The organism is Streptococcus sp. 27098_8_69 (assembly GCF_041432445.1).
Taxonomy (GTDB): Bacteria; Bacillota; Bacilli; order Lactobacillales; family Streptococcaceae; genus Streptococcus.
This window is the reverse complement of record NZ_JAPVZO010000019.1, coordinates 1-24,006: the sequence shown is the minus strand read 5'-3', so window position 1 is coordinate 24,006 and position 24,006 is coordinate 1. Positions and strand designations below refer to the sequence as shown.

Genomic DNA, 24,006 nt, shown 5'->3' with positions numbered 1-24,006 from the left:
ATAGTTCCTGTAACAGGTTGTGCGATAAAGGGCACTCCCTTGAGAATTATGTTTTCTTCTCTCATTTCAGATGGACCCAACCTTACAGCTTTCTCTGCTTGTTTCCAGCAACCACAAGCTCTCTGTGAGAGAAATATCTGTATATTTTCCATCTTTTATTTTTTAGCTTCAAGATAATCTGCAATAGCAGCTACGTCTTTGTCTCCACGGCCTGAGACATTGATGACGATAATCTCATCTTTACTTAGTTTTGGTGCACGTTTGACTGCCTCTGCGATAGCGTGTGAGCTTTCGATCGCGGGGATAATTCCCTCTGTTTTACTTAATAAAAGCAAGGCTTGGACAGCTTCTTCATCTGTCGCTGCTACATACTCTACACGACCAGAGTCTTTAAAGAAGGCGTGTTCTGGTCCAACCCCTGGATAGTCTAAACCAGCAGAGATAGAGTAAACAGGTGCAACATTTCCATCTTCGCCAAAGACTGCATAGGTTTTCATTCCATCGACAATTCCTACACTACCCTTGGTCATTGTTGCCGCGTGTTTGTCAGTATCTAGACCGTGACCAGCAGCTTCTACCCCAACCAATTTAACTTCTTCATCAGCTACATACTGTGAAAAGGCACCGATGGCATTAGAACCACCACCCACACAGGCAATGACGTAGTCTGGCAAACGTCCTTCTTTTTCCAAGATTTGACGACGTGATTCTTCACTGATTACTTTTTGGAATTCATGAACAATCGTTGGGTAAGGGTGCGGACCTACAGCCGAACCTAAAACGTAGAAAGCATCAAGGTCATTCATCCATGCTCCAAAGGCTGCGTCAACCGCATCTTTAAGGGTACGAGTACCAGTTTCAACTGCGTGAACAGTTGCTCCCATCATCTCCATACGGAAGACGTTGAGACGTTGACGTTCCACATCTTCTGCCCCCATATAGACATCACATGCCATACCAAATTTGGCTGCTGCTGCAGCTGTCGCAACACCGTGCTGACCAGCTCCTGTCTCTGCAATCACACGTTTTTTACCCATGCGTTTAGCAAGAAGGATTTGTCCAAGGACATTGTTAAGTTTGTGTGACCCAAGGTGGTTAAGATCTTCACGTTTGAGATAAATCTTAGCCCCACCTAGATAATCCGTCAAACTTTCTGCAAAATAGAGCGGAGTCTCACGACCTGAATAATCTTTCAAGTAATGACGATATTCTGCCAAAAATTCAGGATCATCCTTGTATCTATCAAAAGTCACTTCCAACTCATCTAATAAAGCCTGAATTGGTTCTGGTACAAAACTACCACCAAATTGTCCAAAATAACCTTTAGTTGTCATAAATTTTTCCTCCTTCTGTATGAATCCGACTTTTTGTTTGCTTTTGGTAGTGAAATGGTCTGGGGGACCATTTCAGCCTTTACTCAAAGAACAAGTGAAACTTGAATATTACTCTCAGTTAACGCCCTAATAAAAGATAAACAAAATGACGGATAAAAAAAGCCCACACACGGAATCTACTTCCATGTGAGGGCGTTCGTAACGCGGTACCACCTCAATTGTAAAGAGAATATCCCCTTTACATCTCTGCCTTGTCTAACAACAAGTTGCACTGTAAGGTGTGCCTACCGAATTTTCATTGTTTCAAATTCATTTTTTCAAATCAGCCCAATTTCACTACTTTCAACCACCTGTTCACAGTAACCACAGGCTCCCTGAAGATCAAAAATAACTACTTTTCTGATTTGTTGAGTTAATTATATGTTATTGCTTTTCCTTTGTCAACCGTTTTCATTCATTTTTTACTAATTTTTTTATTAGTTTTTTGAAGAAGCAAGAACTTCTTCAGAAACTCTGACAAAAGTCTCAATGATATAGTCTACTTCTTCATCCGTTAATTTCGTGTGAAGCGGTAATGTAATTTCATTTTCAAAGAAAGCATAAGCTCGCGGATAATCTGCCATATCAAAACCAAGATTCTTATAGGCTGTCAAAAGAGGAAGCGGTTTGTAATGCACGTTACTTGCGATTCCTGCTTTAGCCAATTCTTGGATGATTTGGTTGCGTTGTTCGAGACTTGCACCTTCTACATGGGTGATGTAAAGGTGACGACAAGATTCTACAGTATCTGTCTCATGAGCCAATGGATGAATGCGAGTTCCTGCAAATCCACGGTCATAGCGAGTCACGATTTCTTTACGACGTTGAAGCAATCCAGGATAACGATCTAGCTGAACCAAACCAAGTGAAGCCATGATATCTGTCATATTACACTTGTAGGCAGGAGTTACGATATCGTATTCCCATGAGCCTAGTTGCATCTTGGCAAGAGCATCTTTTGTTTGACCATGAAGGGAAAGGATTTGGAATTCTTTATACATTTCTTCATCATCAATCGCTGGATTTGCTTTCCAGGTCGCACTTCCTCCCTCAGCAGTTGTGAAGTTCTTAACCGCGTGGAAAGAGAATGATGTGAAGTCAGCGATTGAACCAGCTGCTTGTCCTTTATAGGTTGATCCCAAAGCGTGGGCGCTATCAGATACAATCACAATACGGTTAAAGACCTTTTGCCACTTGCTAGTAGCTGTAAAGAGGTCACGTTTCTTCTCAACAACTTGGAACAAACGGTCATAGTCACAGATAATCCCTGCAAGTTCAACTGGGATGATAACCTTTGTCTTCTCAGTAATTGCTTGCTCAAGCTTGTCATAGTCCATTTCAAAGGTATCATCTTGGATATCAACCATCACTGGTGTCGCACCTACGTGAGTGATGACGCTACATGAAGCTGTGTAGGTCATAGCTGGAACGATAACTTCATCACCAGGACCCACTTCAAGCACGCGCAAGATTAATTCAAGGGCTGCTGTTGCAGAGTTGAGGCAGACTGTCTTAGGTGTCTGAGTATAGGCAGATAGACGACGCTCCAATTCTTTTGTCTTTGGACCTGTTGTGATCCAACCAGAGCGGAGGGTATCTGCTACTTCAGCAATTTCAGCTTCGGTAATATCGGGTGGTGAAAATGGAATATTGTAATTTGGCATTGATTTACTCCTTTTACTGTATTCACTCTTGTGATTACTTATTTTAAAACTTCAAATACAGTCTGGAACATGATTTTGATATCTCCGAAGAAATTAAAATCACGTAGGTAGGCTAGATTATAGTGCATCTTTTCTGGAAGGACTCTTTCGACATAAGCTTGGTCGACCGACATACCTTTTGCAGTCATTTGACTGATAATGGCATCCTCGTCCTTATAGTTAATGCTGGCAAGCGATGTAATCCCTGCTGGCAAGAGCAAGGTAGCCATCATTTCAGGGCTGTACTGCTCAGTATAGCGTGGTACTTCTGGACGAGTTCCCACAAAGGACATCTCTCCTTTGAGAACATTGACCAATTGTGGAAGTTCATCCAAACGAACACGGCGAATGAAATTTCCAACCTTGGTGATGCGGCTGTCATTGGCAGAAGTTACCAGACTTCCTTTCTTGTCCGCATCCGTGACCATGGTCCGGAATTTCCAAATCTTGAAATGTCGGTTGTACTGGGTTACCCGCACCTGCTTGTAAATGACTGGACCCTTGCTATCTAGCTTGATCCAAATACTTAGAATCAGAAATACGGGTGAAGTCAAGATTAACAAGATCAAGGCTAGAAACAAATCTAGGCAGCGCTTGAGAATCAGTGAGCCTTTTCTTCTAGACACAAGCTGGTAGTATGGTTTTACCTCGCTCAATTGCATTTCTTGAGGCAGTTCATCCCATTTCAGCATGCACATCCTCCTCTGTTTTTTTATATATAATCTTTATTAACATTCTACATTATACCACAAAATGAAAAAGGCAGTGCAAGAAATCTGTGTTTTAAAGGAATTCTTCCCTAGGAAAGAGCCCCTGCCTGCAAACTATACATCTTGTGATAGGTTCCACCCAATGCTAGGAGTTCCTCGTGGGTTCCACTTTCGATGATTCGTCCCTTATCAAGAACATAGATACAATTAGCATCTTGAATGGTAGAAAGGCGATGGGCGATGGCAATGGTTGTCCGACCTTGTCTCATCTTGGCTAAAGAATTTTGGACCAAGGCTTCTGTTTCAGAATCAATATTAGCTGTCGCTTCATCCAAAATCAGAATTTTCGGTTGACTGGCAACAGTTCTAGCAAAGGCAAGAAGCTGACGTTGACCAGTTGAAAAACTCGAACCACGCTCAGATACAGGAGCATCATAACCTAAAGGAAGATCTTGAATGAAGGAATCTGCATCCACAAACTCTGCTGCTGCCTTAACCTGGTCATCGCTGATATCTTGGTACATGGCGATATTGGACTTGATGGTCCCATGATAGAGGAAAGGTTCCTGTAGAACCAAACCGATGTTCTTTCTCAATTCCTCTTGGCTATACTTACGAATATCCACACCATCTAGGAGAACTCGACCAGACTGAAATTCATAAAAGCGCATGAGAACATTAATGATAGAAGATTTCCCAGAGCCAGTATGCCCGACAAAGGCGATGGTTTCACCTTTATTGACGGTAAAGGAAATATCATCAAGAATCTGGTGTTTTCCGTCATAAGAGAAGGACACATGTTCAAAACGGATATTTCCTTCTCTAATCTCCGCTTGTCCATTTTCTTGGGCCGGTTCGTAGTTGGTCTCATCAATAAGTGCAAAGACACGACCTGCTGACACCATGGATGTTTGAAGGGTAGAAAAGTTTTGTGTTACCTCGATGAGTGGATCGAAGAGACGATTGATGTACTGGATAAAAGCATACATGGTCCCTGCTGTTATCCCCATATAAAGACCACGATAACCAAAGTAAGCCATCAAAACTGCATAGCCCAAAAGCTTCAGTAAGCTCATAGCCGGCCGTAAGAAGAGGGAATCTAGGGCAACCGAACGGTTAGCGTAGACTAGGTGTTCCTGGTTAATCTCATCAAACTCTTCTTGTAGGCGCTTTTCTTGATTAAAGGCTTGAATGATGCGAATCCCTTCGATATTTTCTGCCAGCTTACTGTTAATATCTGATAAGAGACTTCTGGTTTTTTCGATAACCTTGACCGATTTTTTACGGTAGAGATTGACCAAAAGGAAAATCAAGGGTAAAAAGAGCAATACTAAAGCTGTCAGACGATAGTCCAAAACGAGCATGGTGTAAAGGGTTGTCACAAAGATAAAGACCGCCGAGATAAAGCTGGACAAGATCCCTGAGAACATATCACTGATAGTCTCAGTGTCATTGGTCAAACGCGAAACAATGGAACCTGCAGGTGTTTTATCAAAATAAGACATGCCTAGCTTTTCCATATTGGCAAAGGCATCACGTCGAATATCTCTAACAATGCTGTAGGACACACGAGCAAATAGGAGATTTCCCACATATTGAACAATGGTTTGAAGAATGTAGAGAGCATAGTAGGCTAGCAAAACTGTAACGGCAAGCTGATTGAGGTTATTTAGATACTGGTCGATAAAGTGCGAAGCTACCAAGGGGATGATACTCTTGATAACAGTCGTCGTAAGGAGAAAAGCTAAGGCTAAAAAGGTTAGGAGACCATAGGGCTTTAGATAGGACAACAAGCGTTTCAATACAGTCCATTGTTCTTGTTTATTGCGCATCTTCTTCTCCTTTCATTTCTAATTGTTGTGACTGGTAGGTTTGTGCGTACCAACCATCCAAGGCTAGTAAGTCTTCATGTGTGCCTCGTTCAATGATGCGGCCATTTTGCATGACCAAAATCAAATCCGCATGGACAACTGCACTGAGTCGATGGGCAGTGATAATGGTCGTCTTGTCCTTGCGAGTTTCCTTGAGATTATCGATAATAGCGAACTCTGTCTTGGCATCCACAGCTGACAAGGAATCATCTAAAATCAAGATATCAGGATTTAAAATCATAGCCCGACTCATGGCCAGACGTTGCTTTTGTCCACCAGACAAACTCACACCTTTTTCGCCGATAACCGTATCAAATCCCTGGGGCATGGCTTGAATGTCTTGATAGACTTGAGCCAACTTGGTTGCTTCTTCTACTTCTGAGAAAGGCAGGTCAGGATTCCCAAATCGAATATTGTCTAAGATAGAGCTTGCAAAGAGAAATTGGTCCTGTGGGACGTATCCCATCAAACTACGTAAGTCAGCTAGTCGATAGTCACGAATGTCATGACCATTTAGATAAATGGCTCCTTGATCAACGTCATACTCACGTAGGAGCAACTTAATCAAAGCAGTCTTCCCTGAACCAGTCTGCCCAACCAAGCCCAAGGTTTGCCCTTTTTCGAGACTAAAATGTATATCTCTCAGCGTCTCCTCGTCTTCAAAGGCAAAACTATCAATGGAATAGTCCAAACGCCCGTTTTCAATCCCGTCAAGTGGAGATTCTGGATCTTTGACAGGTGACTCTTGAGACAAGAGACTCTCAATACGTTGGTAAGAAACTTTCCCTCTTTGAGTGATATTAAAGAGGAAACCAATGGCCATCAAGGGCCAGACCAACATATCCAAGTAAGAGATAAAGGTGACCAGATTCCCAACAGTTACCTGTCCTGCTTGCACCATAAAGGCACCGACTAAGAGAGTTAAGGCATAAGAAGAACCAACAAAGAGCAAAACCATCGGGTCAAAGAGGCTATCATATTTCATGGTTTGCAGATTTTTTTGGAAGGTCAAATCATTGACTTCCTGGAAAGATGCCAATTCATCAGCCTGATAGCCAAAGGACTTGGTTATCTTGATACCTGAAACAGACTCTTGTACCTTATTGTTGAGTTCTGAAAAGGCTGCTTGTGATTCTCCGAAAGCCTTATGGGTCTTTCTCCCCAGACGACTAGTCGCATAGGCCATAAATGGCAAGGGCAGAATGGCAACCAAGGTCATCTGCCAAGAAATGCTAAAGAGCATGGTCAGTAAAGTCACCAAGGCTGTGATAGAGGCATCCACTGCCATCATGACACCACCACCTGCTAAACGAGTCAGAGCATTGATATCATTGGTTGCGTGAGCCATCAGGTCCCCGGTCCGATAATTCTGATAAAAAGCAGGCGACATATTTGTAAAATGCTCAAATAGTCTTGAGCGCATGATTTGTCCCAGTCGGTAGGAGGTTCCTAGGATATACATGCGCCAAACATAACGCAGATAGTACATTCCGAAAGCTGCCAGCAGGAGATAAAAGAGATGAAGCAGGAGCTCATCCTGTGTTAATCGTCCCGAAGTGATGGCATCGATCACGCGCCCCATAACCATAGGTGGGATGAGGTTGAGTACAGAGACCAAGACCAAAGCCACGATTCCAACGAGGTAACGACGTTTTTCTAACTTAAAAAACCACCAGAGTTTTTGGATGATAGACATAAAATTCCTTTCTAATGACAAATGGAAACCTGAGGCATGAACCCCAGGTTTTTCTTATTCATAGGTGACGACGCTTAGTTGACCTTTGTCATACTCAGCGATAAAGATATTGGCCACATTATCATACCCTTGCTTATTCAGATGATCTAAGAGCCATTCTTCCGTTAAGCTGAGAGTATCAAGGACATCAAACTGAATGACACCATCTGTGATGACAGGAAACTTAGGATTTTCATCTCCATTTTGTACTACAATCAGCTGACCGTTTTGCTCTCGTACAGCACGCTTGACTTCTTTAAGCTGGAAGATACCTTGGCTACGAAGTTTAAGGGCTACGTCAGAAGCTGATAAGCCAACAGAACGGCAGGCTTCTGGATCAATTTCCCCATTTTTGATGAGTAGGGTTGGTTTCCCGTCAATCATTTGTTTTACAAAGCCGACGTTATTCGTAAGCCACTTGAGAAGTAAAACCAAGATTGTCCACATAATCAAGATAACTGCATACTGAAGGATAGTAATAGAGCTATTATAGATTACCCCACCGATGATTCCCCCAAGAACATAGTTTTGGATTTGGTCAATTGCTGAGTTGGGCGCTAGATTTCCCTTCCCTGTCATGTTGATAACAAAGACAAGAGATACAAGACCTAAAGCCAGTTTAATCAGAATTTCGATATAGTTAAATGTCATTTGTTTGCCTCCACTAATTCAATGTCGCTTGTTTGATATAAGTCAAGTTTTTCCAAGAGATATTTATCCGGTTCACTCCCACTTAAAGCACGGTAGTATTTGTTTCCTACCTTGAGAAGTGCACCATCTGTGGCTGCAGAAGTATTGACGTAGACCTCTGATTTATCCACCCCTAAGTCCTCAGAAACAACTTCTATAAAATGAAGTGACGTTTGAAATTGGTTGTTGGAAGCTTGATTTGACTGATAAGTAGATATAATACCGAGAATGACAGCCAGTAAAGCCAAAGACGAGATCATCACCAACTCGCGAAACTTGGTTCCTCGATGGTCGCGGTAAGCCTTAAAAGCAAAAAATCCAGTGATGGCAAGCAAGAATACTCCAAAGCCAATCATGACACTATTTTGTTGGCCAATCTGGCTCAAGACATATTCATATGAGTAAAATTTCATTTATTTTCAATCCTTTATATAAATCATTCTTTATTATAAAGGAATGACCTTGATTTTTCAAACTATACGCTGGGGAAATGTATTCTTTTCTGGTATAATATTGTCTATAATCTGAATGAAAAGGTAAACATTATGAAACTAATCTCATGGAATATTGATTCCCTCAATGCAGCATTGACAAGTGATTCTGCGCGTGCGAAATTATCACAAGATGTCCTACAAACCTTGGTAGCCGAAGACGCTGATATCATTGCCATCCAAGAAACCAAGCTTTCAGCTACAGGGCCTACTAAAAAACATCTCGAGATGTTAGAAGAACTCTTCCCTGGATATGAAAATACTTGGCGTTCCTCTCAAGAACCTGCTCGTAAAGGTTATGCTGGAACTATGTTCCTCTATAAGAAAGAACTGACTCCAAGCATCAGCTTCCCAGAAATCGGTGCCCCTTCTACCATGGACTCTGAAGGCCGTATCATCACTTTAGAATTTGATACATTTTTCGTGACTCAAGTTTACACACCAAACGCTGGTGATGGCCTCAAACGCTTGGAAGAACGTCAAGTTTGGGATGCCAAATATACGGAGTACTTGGCTGAATTAGACAAGCAAAAACCTGTCCTAGCAACCGGAGACTACAACGTTGCCCACAAGGAAATTGACCTTGCCAACCCAGCCAGCAACCGTCGTTCACCAGGATTTACAGACGAAGAACGTGAAGGATTTACAAACCTTTTAGCCAAAGGATTTACAGATACCTTCCGCCATATCCATGGCGATGTGCCAGAACGCTATACTTGGTGGGCACAACGCAGCAAGACTTCAAAAATCAACAACACAGGCTGGAGAATCGACTACTGGCTCACAAGTAACCGTGTAGCAGACAAGGTTACCAAGTCAGATATGATCGATTCAGGAGCACGCCAAGACCATACACCGATTGTCTTGGAGATTGAATTGTAAGGATTTTATTTATGGACTACAATGCAGTTATTCCCGAGTTTATGGTCTCAAATATAGAACAGTCCCGTTCCTTCTACTGTGATTTGTTGGGTTTTACCATCGAATACGAACGACCAGAAGAAAAATTTCTCTTCCTATCTCTTGAAGATTGCCAACTAATGCTAGAGGAGGGGAGTAAGGAGGAACTAGCTGAACTAAACTCCCCCTTTGGTCGTGGAGTCAACATCTCCTTCGGCATAGAGGATGTCCCTCGACTCTATCAGAAAGTAATCAAGTCTAACTATCCTATTCATCGTCCTTTGACCAAAAGAGAATTTCGTGTTGGTGAACAATATATCTATCCTCATGAATTTGCAGTTTTAGACCCAGATGGCTATTTTTTAAGATTTAGTGAATAGAATTACACTACCGTGGGAAAGTAATAAAAAAGAGGCATAGACCTCTTTTTCTTGTTTCCTATATCCTCACCTGTCTATCTTCAGACCGTTGTCCTGTTACAAACATGGTGAAGGTTGCCTTGCAGACATTTCGGCCATCTTGGTTGGTGATATCAACATCGACCACACAAGTGGTGCGTCCTTGGTGGACACATTCTCCTTTGATAGTGAGAACATCCCCTAGATTTCCAGCTTTCAGATAGTTGATGGAAGACTGGAGTGTCACCCCATCTAATCCAAGCGAAATCACCACAAGTCCACTGATTTGATCACAAAGGGTAAATAGATAACCTCCATGGGCATTCCCATAGTAGTTGAGTGAGGAGTCCACTACTTTTGTCGTTACTGCAACGTGACCGTCTCTCATTTTTTCAATTTCGTAGTTTTCAAAGGCAGATATAGCGTCAAAGTGAAAATCTTTCATACTTTCCTCCTGATATTTTAAACGACACTATGATACTACTTTTCAAGACTCTGCGCAAGGGAGAAGCACTTATTCAGCTAAAATCCCAACCTGCTCCACGAAACGCATAAAGGCTGCTTGTCCTTCTTCTGTTTGCTTGTAAACTCCTGCATCTTCCAAAACTCGAGCAAAGATTTTTCCAACAGATTCTTGGACGATATTAAGAGCTTGGTCTTTGTCAGTCAAGTAAGGATGGGAGTCTTTCAATTCATCCGCCCATTCTTTGTGATAATCTGCTACTAGAACATCCTCTCCGACTAGGTAAGCTGCTACTTGCTCCACTTCTTTCTTCAAGCGTGGTGGCAAGATAGCCAATCCCATAACCTCTATCAAGCCGATATTTTCCTTCTTGATATGTTGGACATCCTTGTGGGGATGATAGATACCATCTGGATGCTCTGGAGATGTTTGATTGTCCCGTAAGACCAAATCCAACTCAAACTGCCCATCTCTTTTACGCGCAATCGGTGTGATAGTGTGATGCGGTGTTCCATTACTTTCTGCCAAGACCTGTACACTTGGATCTGAGTATTGACGCCAAGCCAGTAAGATTTTATCCGCTAGTTCTGTCAAATCCTCTTTAGAATCCGAAGTCAATCGAATGACTGACATAGGCCACTGAACTATCCCTGCTTTTACAGATTCAAAACCTTCAAAGGTAAAGCTTTTCTGAATAGGAGCCACTTCCATTGGGAATACATGGCGCCCACCTTGGTAATGATCATGGGTCAGGATGGAGCCACCTACGATTGGCAAATCAGCATTCGAACCAGCAAAGTAGCCTGGGAACTGCTCCACAATTGCTAACAAACGTTCAAAACTTTGGCGACTAATAGCCATAGGACGATGCTTGCTGTCTAGGAAAATACAGTGCTCATTAAAGTAAGCGTAAGGCGAATATTGGAAGCCCCACTCCTGACCAGAAATATCAAAACGAATAATTCGGTGATTGCTTCTAGCTGGATGATTAACACGTCCTTGGTAGCCTTCGTTTTCCATACAAAGCTGACATTGAGGATAGTTACTGGATTTAACCAACTTAGCTGCCGCTATCTCTTTTGGATCCTTTTCAGGCTTAGAGAGATTGATGGTAATCTCCAGTTCACCGTAGTCAGACGGTACACGATAAGCAATATTCTTTGCGATAGCCTTCAGTTTGATGTAGTCATTTCTCTGACTGAGTTGGTAGAAATCCGCAATCGCCTGCTCTGGAGACTGGGCATAGGTATCCCAAAAATCACGATTAACCTGACTTGGACAAGGGGTTACCAAGTCCATGAGGTCAGCACCGAGAATCTCACGCGCAGCCTGACTATCTTCAATCGTTTCCAATCGAACGGCTTCCTCGACAAGCTGGTCTTTGAGGTCAATCAAATCATCTTGGTCAGTCTCAACTTCAAGAACTCCATCTCCCACCAGTGCTAAAACACGATTGGTTAGATAAATCCGATCCAACTCTTCAAAGCTACTTTCTGCAATGACTTTGGTCACAAAATTTTCTACTAAGGTCACTAGAAACCCTCCTTCTGACTAATCAAGAACGCGAGTTCCACCTGCCACTTCAGCGATATAGAAACTTGGAGCGTAACCAACGATTTCTTCATAGTGCTTGCCTACAGCTTCTTTAAAGGACTCAACCGCATCCTTTTGAACCAAGGCGATCGCACAACCACCAAAACCTGCTCCTGTCATACGAGCACCAAGAACACCTTCTTGAGCCCATGCAGTGTGAACGAGGGTATCTAATTCCAAACCAGTTACTTCATAGTCGTGCTCAAGCGAAACATGAGATGCATTCATCAAACGACCAAACTTGTCCAAATCTCCTGCTTGAAGAGCGGCTTGCGCTTTAAGGGTACGTTGGTTTTCAAGAACGGCATGGCGAGCACGTTTCAAGCGATTTTCGTCTTTGATCAAGTAGCTGTATTCATCAAAAGCCCACTCGTCCAATTCACCTAAAGTCTGGATATCCAAGGCAGCTTGGAGTTCTTCCACTGCTTTTTCACATTCAGCACGGCGTTCATTGTACTTAGAATCTGCTAGTTCACGGCGTTTGTTGGTATTCATGATAACAACAACATTGTCCTTCAAATCAAGAGGAACCAAGTCGTATTCTAGAGTATTAGTATCTAGGTAAATAGCACGTTGATCTGCCCCCATACCGATAGCAAATTGGTCCATGATACCAGAGTTAACACCGATAAAGTTATTCTCTGTCAATTTCCCGATTTTTACTAAATCTAAACGGTCCAATTTTAGGTCAAAGAGGTATTCTGCCACGACACCAGTCAAAAGCTCCAAAGATGCAGAAGAAGACAAGCCCGCACCATTTGGGATATTCCCAAAAACATAGAAATCAAAACCTTTGTCAATCACATGCCCAGCTTCTTGCAAGAAATGAAGGACACCTTTTGGATAGTTGGTCCAGTTGTGCTCTTTCTCAAACTTAAGGTCAGCTAGAGGCACTTCGATAATGCCTTTGTCCTCAAAGTTTGCGGAGTAGAAACGCAATACTTGGTCATCGCGCTTGCGTGCAGCTCCATAAGTTCCTAGTGAAATAGCTGCCGGGAAAACATGGCCACCATTATAGTCAGTATGTTCCCCAATCAAGTTGATGCGCCCTGGTGAGAAGAAGGTTTGATCTGCTTCTTGACCAAAAACAGCAAGAAAATCCTTGCGAAGTGCTTCAGCAGTAAGATGTTGTGTCATATGAATTCTCCTTTGACGAAATATTAGGTAAAAAAGTTTATCCTGTAATCGTTTTCTTCTATTGTACCCAAGGGTTTTGCTTAGGTCAACATTTTTACCGATATTTTACTAAACTATGAGTAAAAAGGAAGAAAAATATGCTATAATAACCTAAAAAGGAGGGGAATTATGGCTACACTCAAAGATATTGCTCAGCTAGCCTCTGTCTCGATCGCAACTGTATCCCGTGTCCTCAATCGCGATCAGAGCCTATCTGTGACAGAAGAAACCAGACATCGTATTTTAACCGTTGCCGAAGAACTAGGCTACACCAAACATCTCAAAACAGGTGAATCACATAAACTTAAACAGAAAATCGCTATTATCCAGTGGGTCAGTGAACAGGGAGAGTTAGAAGATCTCTACTACTACCAGATTCGCCTAGGAATTGAAAATAGAGCTCAAGAATTAGATTACGATATCTTGCGTTATTTCAATGATCAACCTTTTACGCTTAGCGAAGAAGTTATTGGGATTCTTTGTATCGGGAAATTTAGCCAAGCACAGATTGCCTCGTTTGAAGAATATCACAAACCTCTAGTTTTCCTTGACAGTGATACGATTGCCCTTGGTCATACCTGTGTCATTACGGATTTCTATAATGCGGTTCGACAGGTGGTTGATTACTTTACAGATCATGGGCTTAAAAAGATTGGTATCCTATCCGGTCTTGAAACTACTACTGACCATGAAGAAGTTATCTCAGATAAACGCTTAGATTACTTTAAATCCTATACACAAGAAAAGGGAATTTATAACGAAGAATTCATTTTCCAAGGGCTATTTACTGCCCAATCTGGATACAACTTGATGAAAGAGGCTATCGAAAAATTAGGAGATAACCTTCCACAAGCCTTTTTTGCAGCTAGTGATAGTTTGGCAATCGGTGCTCTTCGCGCTATTCAAGAAGCCAGCATCAGCATACCAGAGCGCGTCAGCATTATTTCCTTTAATGATACTATTCTAACCAAGCAAGTGTTCCCACCACTTTCTAGTATTACTGTCTACACCGAAGAAATGGGACGCACAGGAATGGATATTTTGAACAGAGAAGTCCTTCACGGCCGTAAAATTCCAAGCCTCACCATGCTAGGAACCAAACTGACTTTAAGAGAAAGCACCTTGCATTAAGCACAACACTTGAACATAAAAAAAACCTAATAGAGTTTCTCAAATCCTATTAGGTTTTTCTTTTTAATCCATCACAATCATAGATTTAATGGTCTTGCGTTCATCCATGGCCTTATATGCTTTGTCAATATCTTCTAGTTTGTAACTTGAAGTAAAGACACGACCTGGATTGATATCACCATCAAGAACAGCTTTGAGCAAGAATTGCTTATCGTATGTTGTTGCAGAAGCTGCTCCACCTGCAACAGAGATATTTTGCATAAAGGTTGAACCAAGAGCACGATTCTTATAATGTGGAACTCCTACAAATCCCATACGACCGCCATTATGAAGGACACCCAGTGCTTGCTCAACAGCCGCTTCAGTACCGACGCACTCAAGAGCGGCGTCTGCTCCACCGCCAAGAATTTCACGCACCTTGGCAATGCCTTCTTCTCCTCGCTCAGCTACAACAGCTGTCGCTCCTGATTCCAAGGCCATCTTTTGACGATCTTCGTGACGACTCATAAGGATAATTTGTGAAGCTCCACGCATCTTAGCAGCAATGACAGCACATTGGCCAACAGCCCCATCCCCAATAACGACAACCTTATCACCTGGTTTTACATCTGCTACACGCGCTGCATGATAGCCTGTTGGCATGACATCAGCCAGAGTCAAGAGAGACTTGAGCATACCTTCTGTGTAGTCAGACGGTTGTCCAGGAATTTTTACAAGGGCCCAATTAGCATAGTGGAAGCGGAGATATTCAGCTTGGAAATTTCCACCTAGGTTATTTCCAATATGATTGTCACAGGAACCATCAAATCCAGCACGACAGGCATCACATTCCCCACAACCATGAGTAAATGGCACAATCACAAAATCACCGGGCTTGACCGTGGTAATGGCTTCTCCAGTTTCTTCAACGATTCCGATTGCTTCGTGTCCACTATTTTTATGTCCCGCTTTAATATCTGGATTGCGGTAACTCCATAGGTCTGAACCACAAACGCAAGCACGAACTACACGGATAATGACATCATCCGATTCTTGAATGCTTGGACGCTTAACTTCTTCAATGCCGACCTGACCTGCCTTGGTATAAATTGCTGATTTCATTTAAAAATTTCCTCTCTCTATGTAACTACCTTTAGTATACACTTTTTATTTAGCTTTCGCTCACTTATACTACATCTCATTAATGATGATGTTCATGACTTTTATCTACTTCCAACTCCTCAATTTTACGCTTATGAACCTGGTGGCTTGCTAAGTCTGCATCTACCTCAATGGTAATATTTTGAAAACCACAATCTTTGAGTAGGGTTCGAATGGATTCTTTACAAACCTCCATCTGTCCGATCTCTTTTAGACAAACATGGATAATGGCATTTTTCTCCAAACCATCCATGGTCCATAGGTTAAGCTGATTGATACTAGCCACATACTCCAACCGTTCCAAATCACTCTTTACTTGCTTGATATCCACTCCTTCTGGCACGGCATCGAGGAAAATCTTGAGTGTAGACCAAAAACGTGGAATAGCCTTTAACAGAATGAAGAAGGAAATGACAAGAGATAAGAGCGGATCCAGAATATACCAGTCGGTAAATCGCAGAACAATAGCCATTAGGATAACAGCCAGCCAACCCAGAGTATCTTCCAGAAAATGCAGGCTAAGAATGGATTCGTTTTTTGTTTTTCCCTTGCGAACTACTAGACTCGCCAGCACATTAATGCTAACAGCAATGATTCCTAGCCAGAGGATACCCTCATCATTGACCGCTTGTGGATGAAAGAGTTTCGTTATATTCTCCAAAATGACTAAAGCAGATCCTGTCATGAGAATAACAGCCGTTACCAAGGCACCTAAGAGACTAAAACGTTTGTACCCCAAGGTGTAATGACTATCTTCTTCACGATTGGAGATTGTTTCTAGAAATGCTGATAGCCCAATTGCGATTGCATCTCCCAAATCATGGACAGAGTCAGCAAGAACAGCACTGGAACCAAACACTCCACCAGCCATAAACTCGACAATGGCATAACTCAAATTTAAGAAAAAAGCTAGCCAAACCGCACCTTTCGTTGTCATTTTTTCATCCTCCTTTGGTATAATAGTAGTATAAATATTCCCTTTACTAGTATTATCTCTTACTCCGAAAAGAAAGGATAGGGGCAAACTGTTCTCTTTGTAAGTTACTGAACAATTTGTTCAAATTGTCCATATGGTTGCTCAAGATCGCCGCATTACCAAGACACGAAAAGCTATCTATACTGCTTTTTTACAATTATTGAATCAAAAAGATTACGAAACTATCACAGTTCAGGAGATTATAGACCTGGCAGATGTTGGTCGCTCCACCTTTTACAGTCACTATGAGAGTAAGGAATTACTCCTAGATGAGCTCTGCCGGTATCTCTTTCATCATCTTTTTGAACGCGAGGAAAATATATCTACAGAAGCTTATTTGTCCCATATCTTTTCGCATTTTAAGAAAAATCAGGACCACGTCACCAGTCTTCTTTTCTCTAAAAATGACTACTTCCTCCGCCAATTACAGAAAGAATTGGAACACCATGTTTATCCCATGGTCGCAAAGGATTTACAAGTTTCCTATCCTAATATTCCTACTTCCTATCTCAAGCATTTTGTAGTAACTAACTTTATCGAAACATTGACCTGGTGGCTCAAAAAAGGAAAATCCTATAAGGAAGATCAAGTAGTGAGCTTTTACTTAGATGTTTTAGAGATGAAGTAGTAAACACAACTATAGATTTCATATCCACTCAAAAGAAAAATACTAGTCGACATTCTATCATTCAAATATTCCAATTCACCTTGAGTATTTTACATCTACTTTCTACTTACTAATCTGATCAAACTATGATTTTTTAAGCCAGTAAATTCACTAAAAAAATTCTAAGACAAGAAGTCTTAGAATTTTTTATCGTAACCAACTTTCGTCTAACTGGCCTTTACTTTTGCTAAAAGCTTTCCCATGCTCATCAATAACAGCATGAATCTCTTGGCATTGTTTAAGAGTGAATCCTTCCAAGACGTCACCATAAACAGCATGCATTTCACTATAGGTTTTAAAGTTTCCAAATTCTAAGCGTCGAAAAAGTCTTCTCGCATATTCATCAGAAATAAATACTGGACGATCAAAAAGATAAAGTAAAAGTGCATCTGCAGTCTCTGGTCCAATCCCTTTTAACTCTAAAAGTTTCTTCCGTAAATCTTCTGTTCCAATCCTAGCAAGAACCTCAAAACCACCATTTTCTCTTAACCAGATCAGAAGTCCCCTAATCGTTTGAGACTTTTGCTTAAAAAATCCAGCAGGTCGAATACGTTCCTGTAACTCTTCTAGCGATAAAGCCAGGATACCCTCTACTGTCATGACATCCATAAGACCAGCTAAAGCTAACTTGGCATTCTTCTCAGTTGTTCGCTGGATAAGAATTGTCGATACCAAATCTTCCAGCTTGTTATCCGATTGCCACCAATTTTGTTCTCCATAGTGCTTACAGAGTCGCAAAAGAGTCTCTTGTATTTCTTCTTGCTTGATCATTTTTTCAATAATCCCTGTTCCACCAAGAAATCATGTGCAACAGTATAAGCATCCTTACCATCAATACCAACCTGGTAGTTCATCTGACTCATCTGGTTCTCAGTGATTTTACCAGCTAGCTTATTAAGAACAGCTTCCAACTCCGGATGTTTTTCGAGTAATTCAGCTTTCATGAGTGGTGCCCCTTGATAAGGAGGGAAGAGGTGTTGATCATCTTCTAAAATTTGAAGTTGGTAACGTTCGATTTCTGGGTCTGTCGAATAAACTTCCATAATCTGTATATCACCAGCCTTGATCGCATCATAGCGAAGGGCTGGCTCCATTGTTGCCACATTGAGATTTAGTCCATAAACAGATTGCAATCCCTTGTTTCCATCCTCGCGGTCATTAAACTCTAGAGTAAATCCTGCCTTCAGTTTATCTTGAACTCCCTTAAGATCGGAAATAGTCTTCAAATTATATTCTTTCGCAATACTTTTAGGAACTGCAATCGCAAAGGTGTTTTGATAAGCCATATGATTCAGTAAGACTAGATTATCTTGTTTCTTAATACCATCACGCGCAGCTTCGAAAACCTCTTCAGAGTCATTGCTCACTTTAGGAGCTGGCTGCAAGAGAGAACCTGTAATAGTCCCTGTAAATTCTGGATAGATATCAATGTCCCCTTTTTTCAGCGCTTGATAAAGGAAATCTGTCTTCCCAAAGTTAGGCTTGACCGTCACCGTCATATCCGTATTTTCCTCAATGAGAAGCTTATACATATTCATGAGAATCTCAGGTTCAGGTCCCAACTTCCCAGCTATAACCAGATTTTCTTTCTCTTTGTTAGGAATCATGCTTGGAGCATAACTAGCTCCCAAACCAAGGACCATCACTGCAAAGGCTGCAACAATCGTACGCAACTTTGCCTTTTCCAACCATTTGAGAACAACATTAAAGAGAATAGCCAAAATAGCTGATGAGATTGCACCGATTAAAATGAGACTAGCATTCCGACGATCAATTCCCAAAAGGATAAAGGAGCCTAATCCACCAGCTCCAACAAGAGCGGCTAAAGTCGCTGTCCCAATGATCATAACGGTTGCTGTACGAACCCCCGATACAATGACAGGCATGGCAAGTGGAATTTCAAACTTTTTGAGTCGCTCGCACTTGGTCATTCCAAAAGCAATCCCTGCCTCCTCAAGACTAGGATCAATGCCGTTCAAGGCTGTAATCGTATTTTCTAAAATCGGAAAAATAGCGTAAATAACTAGAGCTGTAAGGGCTGGTAAGGTTCCAATCCCCATGAAAGGAATAAAGAGCCCCAACAAAGCCATTGAAGGAATGGTCTGAAAGATACCCGCAACTTGTAGCACCCAGTTCGCAGCTTTTTTGTGGCTATTTAGATAAACCGCAAGTGGGATGGTCAGAAAAATAGCAACCAATAAGGTCAAAAGCGATAATTGTAAGTGTTGCCCAAGAGCGGTTAACCATTCCCCAAAACGCTCTTGAAAGGTTGAAATCAAATTAGACATGAAGGCTACCTCCAAATAAGTTTGCTACAAAGTCTGTCGCAGGCGCTTGTAAAATTGTTTTAGGTTCTGCCACCTGGCGAATTTCTCCATCCTGCAAAACTGCAATTCGATCCCCTAATTTCAAAGCCTCATCCGTATCATGAGTAACGAAGATGGTGGTCATCCCGAACTCCTTGTGCAAATCCTTGGTGAGAGCTTGCAACTGCTTGCGAGAGATAGCATCCAAGGCTGAAAAGGGCTCATCCATCAGCAAGATTTTTGGTTCCCCAATGATGGCTCGTACAATGCCAATCCGCTGTTGCTCACCACCAGATAACTCGCTTGGTAAACGATGGGCATACTCTGCAGCAGGTAGCCCCACCTTGTTCAAGAGTTCTTCGGTTTTAGAGGTGATTTGCTCCTTGCTCCAGCCCTTCATCTCAGGAATGAGAGCTATATTTTCCGCAACCGTCAAGTTAGGAAATAGGGCAATAGCTTGAAGGACATAGCCGGTACTGAGACGTAATTCTCGTTCATCATAGTCTTTGATGCGTTTTCCATCCATATAGATATTGCCATCTGTCGGTTCCAAAAGACGGTTAATCATCTTGATCATAGTGGTCTTTCCAGATCCTGAAGGACCCACTAGCACCATGAATTCTCCATTTTCAATTCGGAGATTGACATCTTTCAAAATGTTTTTATCCGTGTAGCGCAAGGCTACATGTTTGTATTCAATCATTTTTTTCCTCAATAAGTTTTCTGTCTCTAAGAATATCCAATAGGTTGCTTGCTGGATGCCCTAGGACTTTTTCGATATCTGTTGAAACCCCAGCCTGTTCCCCAACTTTAATCGCTGTATAAGTACTGACCCATGCATCGTACTCCCAAGTTTGTGCTGGCCATTTTTTTCGTGACTCATAGGCTTCTTCTACTGATTCATCTATATACGTGATGTCCTTACCGGTCTGATTTGAGAGAAGTGCTACGATTTCTTCCATGGAGAGATCCTCTGGCCCTGTCAAATTCAAGGTTTGATTTTCCCACTCCTTAGGATTTAAAAGAATTTCTGCTGCAACCCTAGATGTGTCCTTACGGGCAACAGCTGACACAAGGCCACTGCCGGCCGGACCACGAATTTCTTCATTTTCAAGTGCAATATCAATCAAGAAATCCAAGTAAAAATTATCTCTCAAAAAAGTGTAGGTGAACCCTAACTCCTTGATATAGGCTTCCGTCTGGGCATGATCTCGAGACAAAGTGAACGTTGCCTTCTCATCTGCCCCATAAAAGGAGGTATAAACGATATGTTGCACCCCTGCTAGTCTTGCAGCATCTAAAAACTCCTTATGCTCCTTGACACGCTCTGGATTTTCCCGAGCAGAAACCATCAACAAGATATCAATACCCTTCAAGGCCTCAACCACCTCTGGTGTATTGACATACGATATTCTACGGATTTCCGCAGACGCATAGATCTTTGCACGCTCTGGGCTTCGTGCTAAATGGACGGAAGCAATTCCTTTTTGATCTATAAGATTCGCCACATAGGAACCTAATTCCCCTGATACCCCTGTAATACCAATCATAACTGTTACTTCCTTTCCTTAGATGTCATTTTCTTTAGCCTTTAGATTTGAGATAATCCGCTCTTGATAGGCTTCAAATTCTCGGATTTCTTGATCTGAAAACCCTTGGTAGAAAATCTCTCCCAGTTCCCGACTAACACGGTCTCCAATTTCTTTTTGCGCCCAACCAAGTTCTGTCAAAGAAATATATTTTTTCCTTTTATCCTGTGTGCAAGGTTGAATCGTAACCAAGCCTTGTTCTTCCAATTTCTTAACCATACTGGTCAATGTATTATTGGCTAGACCCGTCGCGAGAGCGATATCGGTCGCAGTAGCGCACCCCAACTCTTGCTTCCACAAAATCGTTAAAATTTTCCCTTGTTCACTTCTGTACTGAGCATCTGGTTCCTTGCTCAGCAACTTTTGAAAGATACGCCCATTTAACAATCGAATCTGTAGAGCTTGGTAGCCCCCTAACATCTTGTCTATTTTGTCTCCTTTTTTTATTCTATATCGAACTTTTTAATTATTGTAACACCCTGAATTACATCTGTCAACTATTTCGATATGGAAATAATAAAAAACTTCCTACCAAAAAGTAGAAAGTCATCGTTTTTATAAAATTAAACATAAATTACATCTGAAGCATCCCTCTTAAAAAGAGTACTATGGGCTAGATAAGGACCATACTTAGAATTTTGACTAGAAACCAAGCATAAAGGAATGATAAAAATTTTTATATAGTAGAGTAAGTAAAAAGAACTAAAACTAAGAGTTTTTAACTCAAGAAAGTAAAGATAACAGACAATTGATGTATTCAATAGAATATTAAATCCCATAGCAAAACTAGCTGATAAGATATTCGGCTTGATCTGAGGATTAAAAAGTTTGACAAGAAACAAGGCTAATAAAGAGATATTATAGATACAAATTGGCTTGAAATCATGACGATAGAGAACTAAAAACAAGAACAAAGAATGCTATAGTAGATTGAACTTAGAGTAGTACAATATAGATTCTAAAACATTTTTAGAAATTAATCTGACTCTCCTAACCTCTTTGTTCACATCTTATTTCAATCAACTATACAAATATCCTTCTATTTTCCATAAAAAAGCAGACAAATGTCTACTGGGAATGTTGAGTTTTGGCAAACGACTGGTAATGATGATGCTATAGATTCCTTATCTCAAATACTGCCGTATGAATCCACTCGTTATGCATTTGAAAGTCATTTTCTATGATTTTACTAAAGGTGAAACCATTTTTTAAAAGCACTCTCTGGGAAGCCAGATTGTCCGTTGCCGTCCCTGCGATAATCTTATGTAAACCATAAGTAGTAAAGGCCTTTTCTAAAACGAGTTTAACTGCTTCGCTTGCATATCCTAAATTAGTAACATTTTCTCCAATCCTATATCCAAGTTCCGCTGTTTTTCTATCCTTCCCTAAAACACTTAAATTGATTCTTCCGACCATAATGCCTTGTGCATCTCTAATAAGATGCATGTAGACATCATGGCTCTCTTGTTCCCTTAACAATCCCCTTGTAATTTCTTTAAAACCTTCTAAGTCAAAATAGTGAGCTGGTCTAGGAGGTAAACTTCGCTCAAAATACTCTCTATTTTCTTTTTCAAAAGAATAAACATCTATGCTATTTTCTTCAAACATCAGCTCTAAACTTATCATTGTAAAACATCTCCTATCATTCTCTAAACTCAAATTTACTCATGTTCACACAAAGTGACATTTACAGAATTTACAGAGCTATCTTAATTTTTTCATATCGCATCTACATTATAGCACAACATACTATGAAGAAAAATAATATCCAAGGTTAAAACACATTTCACCTCATAAATTACGCCATACCGATGCTACTCTTGCTAAACAAGCAGGAATGAGCTTAGAAGCTATCTCTGAGGCTCTAACACACAGTGACACAGGAACAACACAGATTTATGTAAATACCTCTAATGTAGTTCCTATGATAGTAGGTGAATTTGCTTTAAAGTCTCTAAAACAATAAGGTGAAAATAAGGTAAACTTTGAGGTGAACTTTTCAAAAAAACACGAAAAAAGCACCCATAAGGTAAACTTTTGAGTGCTTTGAAACGTTGATATAATCGTATTGATTAACGTTTTGAGAATTGTGATGCTTTACGAGCTTTCTTAAGACCTGGTTTCTTACGTTCAACTTTACGTGAGTCACGTGTAAGAAGTCCTGCGCGTTTCAATGAATCGCGGAAGTCTGGGTCTACTTGAAGAAGGGCACGAGCGATACCGTGACGGATAGCTCCCGCTTGACCAGCGTATCCACCACCTACAACGTTAACGAAAACGTCGTATGAACCTACAGTTGAAGTAACTGCGAATGGTTGGTTGATTACAAGACGAAGGTCAGCGTGTGGGATGTACTCTTCAACATCTTTTTTGTTAACAGTGATTTTACCAGTTCCTGGAACAAGGCGAACGCGTGCAACAGCGTTTTTACGACGTCCAGTACCTGCATATTGTGCTTGTGACATACTTTATTGTTCCTTTCCTTAGATAAGTCCTGAAATATCAAGAACTTCTGGTTGTTGTGCAGCGTGAGTGTGCTCAGCTCCAACGAATACTTTCAATTTCATACCTTGAGCGCGGCCAAGAGTATTGTGTGGAAGCATACCTTTAACTGATTTCTCGATCAAACGAACTGCATTTTTAGAACGAAGTTCACCAGCAGAGATTGATTTCAATCCACCTGGGTGGTTTGAGTGAGTGTAGTAGATCTTATCAGATGCTTTTTTACCAGTCAATTTAACTTTTTCAGCATTGATAACGATTACGAAGTCACCTGTATCAGTGTGTGGTGTGAATGTTGGTTTATTTTTTCCGCGAAGTACGCTAGCAACAACTGCTGAAAGGCGTCCAAGAGGTACATCAGTTGCGTCAACAACGTACCATTTGCGTTCTACTTGGCCTGGTTTAGCCATGAATGTAGTTTTGTTCATGATTTCTCCTATATGAATATCGTTTTTGTTTACAGGGCGGATGTTCCGGTCCGCGGGGTATTTGAAAGGTTCCGGGGCCTTACAAATGGGGTAAACAATACCGTCTACTATTGTATCAAAATTCTCAGATAAAAGTCAAGAGATTGGGAAAATATTTTTTTATT

24 protein-coding genes, 1 pseudogene and 1 other annotated feature are annotated in these 24,006 nt (G+C 41.2%); of the genes and pseudogenes, 5 read left to right on the top strand and 20 right to left on the bottom strand.

Features of this window, described 5'->3' with window-relative positions; all coding sequences use genetic code 11:
* Positions 1–155: 155 nt before the first annotated feature.
* The 7 genes from trpB to O3658_RS07415 all read right to left on the bottom strand — a co-directional run bounded on the left by trpB (position 156) and on the right by O3658_RS07415 (position 8,495).
* A complete protein-coding gene (trpB, locus tag O3658_RS07445; RefSeq protein ID WP_371560482.1) occupies positions 156–1,334 on the bottom strand; it encodes a tryptophan synthase subunit beta in 1,179 nt (392 codons plus the stop codon).
* Between the two features lie 185 nt (positions 1,335–1,519).
* Positions 1,520–1,751 (bottom strand) — a binding site (T-box leader).
* 59 nt (positions 1,752–1,810) lie between these two features.
* Positions 1,811–3,037 carry a DegT/DnrJ/EryC1/StrS family aminotransferase gene (locus tag O3658_RS07440; protein ID WP_371560480.1) on the bottom strand — a complete coding sequence of 409 codons (1,227 nt, stop codon included), beginning with the start codon at positions 3,035–3,037 and terminating at the stop codon, positions 1,811–1,813.
* A gap of 38 nt (positions 3,038–3,075) precedes the next feature.
* On the bottom strand, positions 3,076–3,768 hold the full coding sequence (locus O3658_RS07435; protein ID WP_371560478.1) for a sugar transferase: 693 nt from the start codon (positions 3,766–3,768) through the stop codon (positions 3,076–3,078).
* A 107-nt stretch (positions 3,769–3,875) separates the two neighbouring features.
* Entirely contained in the window at positions 3,876–5,618 is a 1,743-nt protein-coding gene (locus O3658_RS07430; protein ID WP_371560476.1) for an ABC transporter ATP-binding protein, read from the bottom strand.
* Positions 5,608–7,353: an ABC transporter ATP-binding protein gene (locus O3658_RS07425; protein WP_371560473.1), complete on the bottom strand. Its 1,746-nt coding sequence runs from the start codon at positions 7,351–7,353 to the stop codon at positions 5,608–5,610. The genes O3658_RS07430 and O3658_RS07425 overlap by 11 nt, the downstream gene beginning before the upstream one ends.
* Positions 7,354–7,407: 54 nt before the next feature.
* Positions 7,408–8,043 carry a DUF421 domain-containing protein gene (locus O3658_RS07420; RefSeq protein ID WP_371560471.1) on the bottom strand — a complete coding sequence of 212 codons (636 nt, stop codon included), beginning with the start codon at positions 8,041–8,043 and terminating at the stop codon, positions 7,408–7,410.
* Positions 8,040–8,495, bottom strand: a complete 456-nt coding sequence (locus tag O3658_RS07415; RefSeq protein ID WP_371560469.1) for a DUF3290 family protein — start codon at positions 8,493–8,495, stop codon at positions 8,040–8,042. Before O3658_RS07415 ends, O3658_RS07420 begins: the two co-directional genes overlap by 4 nt.
* Before the next feature lie 132 nt (positions 8,496–8,627).
* Between O3658_RS07415 and O3658_RS07410 the strand changes: the two genes are divergently transcribed.
* Both O3658_RS07410 and O3658_RS07405 read left to right on the top strand, forming a co-directional pair.
* The gene (locus O3658_RS07410) at positions 8,628–9,455 is read left to right on the top strand and encodes an exodeoxyribonuclease III (protein ID WP_371560467.1); all 828 of its coding nucleotides are present in this window, start codon (positions 8,628–8,630) and stop codon (positions 9,453–9,455) included.
* An 11-nt stretch (positions 9,456–9,466) separates the two neighbouring features.
* Entirely contained in the window at positions 9,467–9,853 is a 387-nt protein-coding gene (locus O3658_RS07405; RefSeq protein WP_371560465.1) for a bleomycin resistance protein, read from the top strand.
* Positions 9,854–9,911: 58 nt separating this feature from the next.
* Here O3658_RS07405 and O3658_RS07400 read toward each other — a convergent pair whose 3' ends face one another.
* From O3658_RS07400 to O3658_RS07390, 3 genes are all read right to left on the bottom strand, one after another.
* Positions 9,912–10,316, bottom strand: a complete 405-nt coding sequence (locus O3658_RS07400) for a PaaI family thioesterase (protein ID WP_371560463.1) — start codon at positions 10,314–10,316, stop codon at positions 9,912–9,914.
* A gap of 69 nt (positions 10,317–10,385) precedes the next feature.
* Positions 10,386–11,867, bottom strand: coding sequence for a UDP-glucose--hexose-1-phosphate uridylyltransferase (locus tag O3658_RS07395; protein WP_371560462.1), 1,482 nt, complete (start codon positions 11,865–11,867; stop codon positions 10,386–10,388).
* Between the two features lie 18 nt (positions 11,868–11,885).
* Entirely contained in the window at positions 11,886–13,064 is a 1,179-nt protein-coding gene (locus tag O3658_RS07390; RefSeq protein WP_371560461.1) for a galactokinase, read from the bottom strand.
* A gap of 168 nt (positions 13,065–13,232) precedes the next feature.
* Here O3658_RS07390 and O3658_RS07385 point away from each other — a divergent pair, with 168 nt between their 5' ends.
* The gene (locus O3658_RS07385) at positions 13,233–14,234 is read left to right on the top strand and encodes a LacI family DNA-binding transcriptional regulator (RefSeq protein WP_371560459.1); all 1,002 of its coding nucleotides are present in this window, start codon (positions 13,233–13,235) and stop codon (positions 14,232–14,234) included.
* Between the two features lie 63 nt (positions 14,235–14,297).
* Here O3658_RS07385 and O3658_RS07380 read toward each other — a convergent pair whose 3' ends face one another.
* Both O3658_RS07380 and O3658_RS07375 read right to left on the bottom strand, forming a co-directional pair.
* Positions 14,298–15,335, bottom strand: coding sequence for a zinc-binding dehydrogenase (locus tag O3658_RS07380; RefSeq protein WP_281335687.1), 1,038 nt, complete (start codon positions 15,333–15,335; stop codon positions 14,298–14,300).
* Positions 15,336–15,414: 79 nt separating this feature from the next.
* On the bottom strand, positions 15,415–16,311 hold the full coding sequence (locus O3658_RS07375) for a cation diffusion facilitator family transporter (protein ID WP_371560456.1): 897 nt from the start codon (positions 16,309–16,311) through the stop codon (positions 15,415–15,417).
* A gap of 133 nt (positions 16,312–16,444) precedes the next feature.
* On the opposite strand from O3658_RS07375, the gene O3658_RS07370 reads away from it, so the two are divergent.
* Complete coding sequence (locus tag O3658_RS07370; protein ID WP_371560454.1) at positions 16,445–16,978, top strand: TetR/AcrR family transcriptional regulator; 534 nt, start codon at positions 16,445–16,447, stop codon at positions 16,976–16,978.
* Between the two features lie 186 nt (positions 16,979–17,164).
* On the opposite strand, the gene O3658_RS07365 is transcribed toward O3658_RS07370, so the two are convergent.
* The 6 genes from O3658_RS07365 to O3658_RS07340 form a co-directional block, all read right to left on the bottom strand.
* Entirely contained in the window at positions 17,165–17,788 is a 624-nt protein-coding gene (locus O3658_RS07365) for an endonuclease III domain-containing protein (protein WP_371560452.1), read from the bottom strand.
* Complete coding sequence (locus O3658_RS07360; protein WP_371560450.1) at positions 17,785–19,305, bottom strand: ABC transporter permease/substrate-binding protein; 1,521 nt, start codon at positions 19,303–19,305, stop codon at positions 17,785–17,787. The genes O3658_RS07365 and O3658_RS07360 overlap by 4 nt, the downstream gene beginning before the upstream one ends.
* Positions 19,298–20,026, bottom strand: coding sequence for an ATP-binding cassette domain-containing protein (locus tag O3658_RS07355; RefSeq protein WP_371560448.1), 729 nt, complete (start codon positions 20,024–20,026; stop codon positions 19,298–19,300). The genes O3658_RS07360 and O3658_RS07355 overlap by 8 nt, the downstream gene beginning before the upstream one ends.
* Positions 20,019–20,873, bottom strand: a complete 855-nt coding sequence (locus O3658_RS07350) for an SDR family oxidoreductase (protein ID WP_371560446.1) — start codon at positions 20,871–20,873, stop codon at positions 20,019–20,021. The genes O3658_RS07355 and O3658_RS07350 overlap by 8 nt, the downstream gene beginning before the upstream one ends.
* A gap of 18 nt (positions 20,874–20,891) precedes the next feature.
* On the bottom strand, positions 20,892–21,341 hold the full coding sequence (locus O3658_RS07345; protein WP_371560520.1) for a MarR family winged helix-turn-helix transcriptional regulator: 450 nt from the start codon (positions 21,339–21,341) through the stop codon (positions 20,892–20,894).
* Between the two features lie 684 nt (positions 21,342–22,025).
* Positions 22,026–22,538, bottom strand: a complete 513-nt coding sequence (locus O3658_RS07340) for a GNAT family N-acetyltransferase (protein ID WP_371560444.1) — start codon at positions 22,536–22,538, stop codon at positions 22,026–22,028.
* Between the two features lie 139 nt (positions 22,539–22,677).
* Here O3658_RS07340 and O3658_RS07335 point away from each other — a divergent pair.
* Positions 22,678–22,878, top strand: a pseudogene (locus O3658_RS07335) (tyrosine-type recombinase/integrase); the annotation flags it as partial.
* A 106-nt stretch (positions 22,879–22,984) separates the two neighbouring features.
* On the opposite strand, the gene rpsI reads toward O3658_RS07335, so the two are convergent.
* Both rpsI and rplM read right to left on the bottom strand, forming a co-directional pair.
* Positions 22,985–23,377 (bottom strand): 30S ribosomal protein S9, encoded by a 393-nt coding sequence (gene rpsI / locus O3658_RS07330; protein WP_000075969.1) that lies wholly within the window; start codon positions 23,375–23,377, stop codon positions 22,985–22,987.
* An 18-nt stretch (positions 23,378–23,395) separates the two neighbouring features.
* Positions 23,396–23,842, bottom strand: coding sequence for a 50S ribosomal protein L13 (rplM, locus tag O3658_RS07325; protein WP_001044622.1), 447 nt, complete (start codon positions 23,840–23,842; stop codon positions 23,396–23,398).
* Positions 23,843–24,006: the final 164 nt, after the last annotated feature.